This window comes from Clostridium sp. UBA5119 (assembly GCF_002414285.1).
Classification (GTDB): Bacteria; Bacillota; Clostridia; order Clostridiales; family Clostridiaceae; genus Clostridium_J; species Clostridium_J sulfidigenes.
This window is the reverse complement of record NZ_DHYX01000113.1, coordinates 21,336-27,514: the sequence shown is the minus strand read 5'-3', so window position 1 is coordinate 27,514 and position 6,179 is coordinate 21,336. Positions and strand designations below refer to the sequence as shown.

General features: G+C 28.9%; 7 protein-coding genes. All 7 read right to left on the bottom strand.

The genetic code is table 11. From position 1 onward, the window contains the following. Positions 1–17: 17 nt before the first annotated feature. Positions 18–566 carry a GNAT family protein gene (locus tag B2671_RS17240; RefSeq protein WP_346871521.1) on the bottom strand — a complete coding sequence of 183 codons (549 nt, stop codon included), beginning with the start codon at positions 564–566 and terminating at the stop codon, positions 18–20. Between the two features lie 186 nt (positions 567–752). After that, on the bottom strand, positions 753–1,004 hold the full coding sequence (locus B2671_RS17655) for a GNAT family N-acetyltransferase (protein ID WP_414632650.1): 252 nt from the start codon (positions 1,002–1,004) through the stop codon (positions 753–755). Positions 1,005–1,352: 348 nt separating this feature from the next. Continuing rightward, positions 1,353–2,384: a serine hydrolase gene (locus B2671_RS17235; RefSeq protein ID WP_346871520.1), complete on the bottom strand. Its 1,032-nt coding sequence runs from the start codon at positions 2,382–2,384 to the stop codon at positions 1,353–1,355. 371 nt (positions 2,385–2,755) lie between these two features. Further along, positions 2,756–3,136, bottom strand: a complete 381-nt coding sequence (locus B2671_RS17230; RefSeq protein ID WP_346871519.1) for a ubiquitin-like protein — start codon at positions 3,134–3,136, stop codon at positions 2,756–2,758. Between the two features lie 251 nt (positions 3,137–3,387). Further along, complete coding sequence (locus B2671_RS17225) at positions 3,388–4,230, bottom strand: class I SAM-dependent methyltransferase (protein WP_346871518.1); 843 nt, start codon at positions 4,228–4,230, stop codon at positions 3,388–3,390. A gap of 194 nt (positions 4,231–4,424) precedes the next feature. Then, entirely contained in the window at positions 4,425–5,279 is an 855-nt protein-coding gene (locus B2671_RS17220; protein ID WP_346871517.1) for a GNAT family N-acetyltransferase, read from the bottom strand. A gap of 129 nt (positions 5,280–5,408) precedes the next feature. Further along, positions 5,409–6,155 (bottom strand): GNAT family N-acetyltransferase, encoded by a 747-nt coding sequence (locus B2671_RS17215; RefSeq protein ID WP_346871516.1) that lies wholly within the window; start codon positions 6,153–6,155, stop codon positions 5,409–5,411. Between the last annotated feature and the right edge of the window lie 24 nt (positions 6,156–6,179).

Genomic DNA, 6,179 nt, shown 5'->3' with positions numbered 1-6,179 from the left:
ACTGGCTAAATATCAAATTATTTAGTAGAATCAAACCACTCTTCCTCTAATATGGAATATTGGTAAGCATCATGCCATATTGCCTTCCCATCAATGGTTTTTTTGAAATAAGCTGGTTTTCTAAAATGTCCTTCCCTTCTCATGGAAAGTCGTTCCAATAATCTCCATGAGGGAGCATTTTCTGGGTTACACTTACCAATAACTCGATGAGTTCCTAATTGTTCAAAGCCATACCTCAAAACTCTTTTACACGCCTCTGTGGCATAGCCTTTTCCATAATATGTAGGATTAAACACATAACCGATTTCCCATGTTAAAAATTCTTTAGGCCCCTGTTGCTGAAAATAAACATTACCAATTAACTTATTGTTTTCTTTTAAACATACAGCCCAAAAGGCATCATTCTGCGCACGGTAAATAGCTTCTTCTTTACTTTCATCTTCATTACAAACATCATATGGTTCATATTTAACCACCGATTCTCGAGAAAGGTATTCATATAAATCTTTCCAATCATCTTTCTTAAATTTTCTAATAATAAGTTTTTCTGTTTCCATTATTATCATTTAATATTCACTCCTCTTATTTAATGGGGGAAATAGATGAATAATACAATTCTGATCAATTATATAAGTTTGGAATGCTGTAAATTATAATAGTTCTTTCTTAAGTCCAATAATTGAAAATGCAGTTTCACTATATTTTTTATCTCCCCAAACACCAATTATTCTATATCCAGCACAGTTGAAATTTTAAATATTTTTCAACATAGATATATTCTCATTTTCTGCATCTCTTATTTTGTATTCTAAACTTTTATATAACGAAAAAGCAGGTTTATTATATTTAAAAACGTTTAGTAATACTTCATTAAGCCCATTTACTTTTGCTTCTTTTTCAAGCAAAAGTAAGGTCTGTTTTCCATAACCTTGTTTACGGAACTTTTCAAGTATTAAGAAATCACAAATAAAGGCTATATCTTCTTTATACTTTTGATACCAGATAAATCCTACATCCTCTTAAACGAATTCCAACTAACAAGAAAGGAGCCTTAGCAATTACTAACGGCAAAAAAATAAAACTTTCTTTGCGCTTCCATTTTCTATTATTATTAATCCAATTTTTTAAAAACTAATTTTAAATTTCCACATATATACTATTGAAATTATTAATGAGATTAACATAAAACATCCTTGCTACACATTATAATACTATTATGATTTAAATCCCTATCGTTATATCTTCAAATACCATACTATTCAGTTATTTAATTATATAATCATATTAATGATGAATTACGAATATTCAATCCTATATCTAAATAGCCTCTATCATGTATTGTTACTTTCAACTTACATGATGGACATCATATCTTCAACTACTTTAAGTGCCATATAACTACCTGCATCACGATTACATAAAACAGTACACACACTTTTGTTATGTGGATAATAAGCACTTCTGAAAGAGACTCCAGGGTCACCACCCATAACATGAATTTTCATAACCATGCTATTACATGTATCTAACCATACACCATATCCATAATCACTACCATTTTCTCCAGTTTTTATTTGTGGAGTACACATAGCTTGTACATTCTGAACCGATAGTAGTTTTCCATTTATCAAAGCATCCCAGAATAAATACATATCACTTGCAGTAGTATATGCCCCTCCATCTCCACCGCCAATGATAGGCACAGAATAAATATTAGACTTTAAGCCTCCCTTTCCATTGTCTGTATAACCAATTGCAGTATCACATGGAAGATTGTCCATCGAAAAATAACCACTATGACTCATTCCACATATGTCAAAAATGTATTTCTGGATAAATAGTGGAAAATCCACTCCTGAAACATTTTCTATAATCATAGAAAGTATTACAAATCCACCGTTATTATATTTGAAGCGAGAACCAGGTTCAAACTCCATTTTTTTATTTTTAAGCAATCTCAAAAAATCACCTGGTGATTTCATGACATACATCGGAATATTCTCCCATACCTTAGCATAGTAAACATCAGCTTCATTTTCTTCTTCATCAAAATAGTCGCTAAATCCCGATGTATGGGTAAGTAGATGGCGAATTGTCACCGAATTATCCATATATGGGAAAAAGTTCGGCAAACAATCTGTAACCGAATCATCTAATGACAATTTTTCCATTTCAATTAATTTTAATATCGCAATAGCGGTAAAAATCTTACATCCAGATGCTGTTGGAAATCTCGTATTTATATGATTTTTAATATGTTCACTTATATTAGCTTCCCCCATAGCTTCTTGTATAATTTTTTTTCCACTAATCGAGAGGAATATGACTCCAGAAAAATCAGAGTTCTTGTTTAATATTTGTGATTTAATAATATGAGAATCCAATATTTTCACACTCCACTTCAAATTTTACAATTATATTTATAATATTTTACAATTCAACCTCACCTATCCATATATAAATTTTACCATTGAATTTATACCATGACAAACAATTTATGTTAATATAAATATTTCCTAATAATGTATCATCCAGTTTACAAATAAGGATTTTCAATTTTATTAGTACTGAAGGTCTTTGAAAGACGACGTAAAAATACCGTAAAATTCAATTGAATAATACGGCATTTTTAAGAGATTATTCGGTTTTAATAGTTGTGACGCATAATAAGAATGATTTTCATTAACTTTTGACGTATTCTCTTCATCAAAAACACTTGGGGCTGAAACGCAATTTAAATCTTAACCTTATTTGTCTATAATCTCAAAACTAAATGCAGAGTAGAAAAGCGTTGAATATTGTAATCACTTAACGTTTTTCCATCTTCTAGTTGTTTTCCTGCATAAATAAGCCTTTGATAGTGTGGGGGAATCCCTTCTTTATCTTGAATTTTGGTTTTAACATTCTCAATTGTATCACTTAATTCAACTTCTAAAGTTATTATTTTTCCTGTTAAACACTTCACATATATTTGCACACTATTCAAAGATTGTCCATAGCTAGCGACTTCAGCAGATATCCCACCAGTAGTTGTAGCTATATTGGGATCGATGCTTTTAGCTAAAACAGTATTACTTGATAAAACAGTACCTAATAATAAAGTTGCAATTAGTTTCAAAATTTTTCTTGATTTCATATAAATTACATCCCTTCCTTTTTTTCTTAAAATAATTATTCTGTAAAAGAATTAAATTACCTTCTTTTTTAAAAAAATAAATTATATTTAAATTCAGAGCCGTATTATTCAATTTTCAAAGAGCATCATTCGTATTTTCAATTTCAATAGTTACGTCGTCTAATCTACAAATTGTAACGTAACTAATATATAACTAATTTTATGCTTTTACACATTACTGAATAATACGGTATCTAAATTTTTTGAAGAATTTATAATTTTTCCCCAAAGGCATATAAAACAGACTTTGTATGTGGTATGCCTCCTGCTTCTTTCATTTCTCTAAGTTTTTCAAAAACTTCTGATTTAAAGTCTTCAAGCATACCTTTTGGTATCTTTTCTAGTGTGCTTATAGCGCCATGAGTCCAAAGTTTATCCCACCATTCTTGTTCATCTTTGTATATAAAAACTTTTTCTTCACTTATAACTCGTATATTTTTAAATCCAGCTTGATTCAAAATTTTATACAAACCTTCTTCTGTATCAAATTCAGGGATATCCTCTGATTGATATTCATCTAATTCATCTTCAAATACAGGTAAATATTTATCAAATAATTCATTTAGCCACATAAATTTTTCATCTTTTTTTCTAAGAAATGTAGTGAATGAAAATCGACCACCACTTTTTAGAACTCTCATGAATTCATGAAATGCAACTTTATAATTTGGTAAGAAGAATACTCCAAATCCACAGAGTATATGCTGAAAAGTTTCATTTGCAAATTCTAATTTTTCAGCATCCATTACCATTACATGTGCATTTTTTACACCTCGGCGTTGCATTTCTAAATCAATTTCATTAACCATTCCTTCTGCTATATCAATACCTGTAACCACTCCACTCTTTCCAACTTTCTCTGCTACTGAAAAAAGTGAAGCTCCCTTTCCCGATGCAACATCTAAAACTCTTTCGCCTTCCTTTACATCTGCAAATTCAACCAATTTCTCTCCAAAATATGTAAAGTATCTTGGACCACTACCATCAAAAACTGCTGATACCTTATTAAATATATTAGTTATGTCTTTTTTTATTTCTATACTTTTGTCTTCCATAAATTTCTCTCCTACTAAATAAGCTAATCAATTATTTTTTTATACTAAATATAATAAACTCATATATATGTTAACCTCATATATTCAAGCTTTTCTTGTAGAAATTCTTAAGTATCTTCTCCTTTTACAACAAACCATTTTGTATAATTATTAATCTTTAAGATATGGCAAAAATATAATAATAACTTAGTGAACTAAAGTATACATCTATAGCATCTATATCTTTCTTTAATCTCAAAACCTGCATTCAACACAAAATTTAGTTCATCACTATTATCTTCATCAACGAAGTATAATATCTCTTTTACGGAACCAAATTTATTATATAATTCCATGAGCATTTCATTGATTAAAATACTTTCAATACCTTTATTTCTATATTCTTTATCAATAAATAAACCAACAACATCTAATAAGTCTTTGTTACCCTTAGTAAAAATGCTTCCATAAATCTCTTCGTCTTTTCTAAAAACAAGTACTTGAAAATAATTCATATCATTTTTCAAATTTGTGCTATTGTAATAAATTCCTAATGGAATAGCATGTTTATCATGAAATATAGCATATTCTTCAAAATTATCTTTAGTAATTTTATCTACGTTATCATGCCTTTGATTCCAATGAGTTTTTAAATTATATAAATTTGCCACAATACTAGATTCGATACATTCTATATTCTTTTTCTTAAAATATTGGTTTGCATTTTCGTTAGAAAATGGTACCCCTATAAATAGCTTATATCCAGACAATTCCTTACTTATGTAATGAATCATTTCATCTGCAACTTGTTGATAATCTTCTCTTATTAAAAACTGTAGTGTTTGTGCATATTTTTCATCAGGTATCCAAAAATAAGTGCACACCCCGCATAGTACATCATTTTCATAATAGGCTATTATATTACGATTCTTCACATTTAGAGCCTTTTCAAATTCTCCTTTAAGCTCCTCTATTGAGTTTATCCTTGGATAACTTGCATGCATATTGTCCTGACTTAATTCCCATAGGAAATCAATTACTTCCTCATATGTATAAATGTTTTTTATCATTTTTATACCCCATTATTAATTATTTTGAAATCCTATTTAAATAGATTTATCAATCTAAACTCTAATTTACTATTGAAATGTCACATAAAAAATTGAAGGTGTAAATTGCTTGTTACTTCACTTGTAATATTAATATAATAGTTTCACTAATTCATTATAAGATGAACTACCATCAAGTATATTCTTATATGTGCTTATCCAGTAAGGTATCAACCCAGCTCTATGAGCTACTGCTTGTGAGGCAATATTAGATGATGATGCACAGTATATTGGTAAAATGTTTTTGCTCAATATTTTATGCATTAAATGATTTACAAGTACTGTAGCCAAACCACCTGTTCTATAATTACCTTGTACATCTATACCCATTTCCCACATATTATTGTGTTCCTTAGATGCACCAGCAAGTCCTATGATTTCTCCATCCTTCATAGCAAAAAATACAATTGCAGTAGATGCATTTCCACATTCATCAAACTCTAATGAATTATTAAATCCTTTAATTTCTCTTAATTTATTTATCTCATTTCCTTCTAAATAGAAATATTCGTATTGCGGTAATAAATCACATAACTTCATTTCTTTCATATCAGGAATATAATAAATTGATTGACCATATATTAAAGGACATTCAAATACCTCATCTCTTGATTTCCCAACTAATAAAGTCTTCACATTTTCCATAATTTCATCTGAAGCTGAAACAATAATTGTTTTTTCAATGCTCGTAATTTCCAAAAATGGATTTTGTTGAAATTCATTTAATTTAATTGGTTTATGAAAAATTAATCCATTATGATCAAAGATTTCTTGTTCACAATTTAAATGTTTTCCAAGATTTTCTTTCACAATTTTTTTAATTTGCATCTTATTCATTTATCTCATCTCCTAAGTTTTATC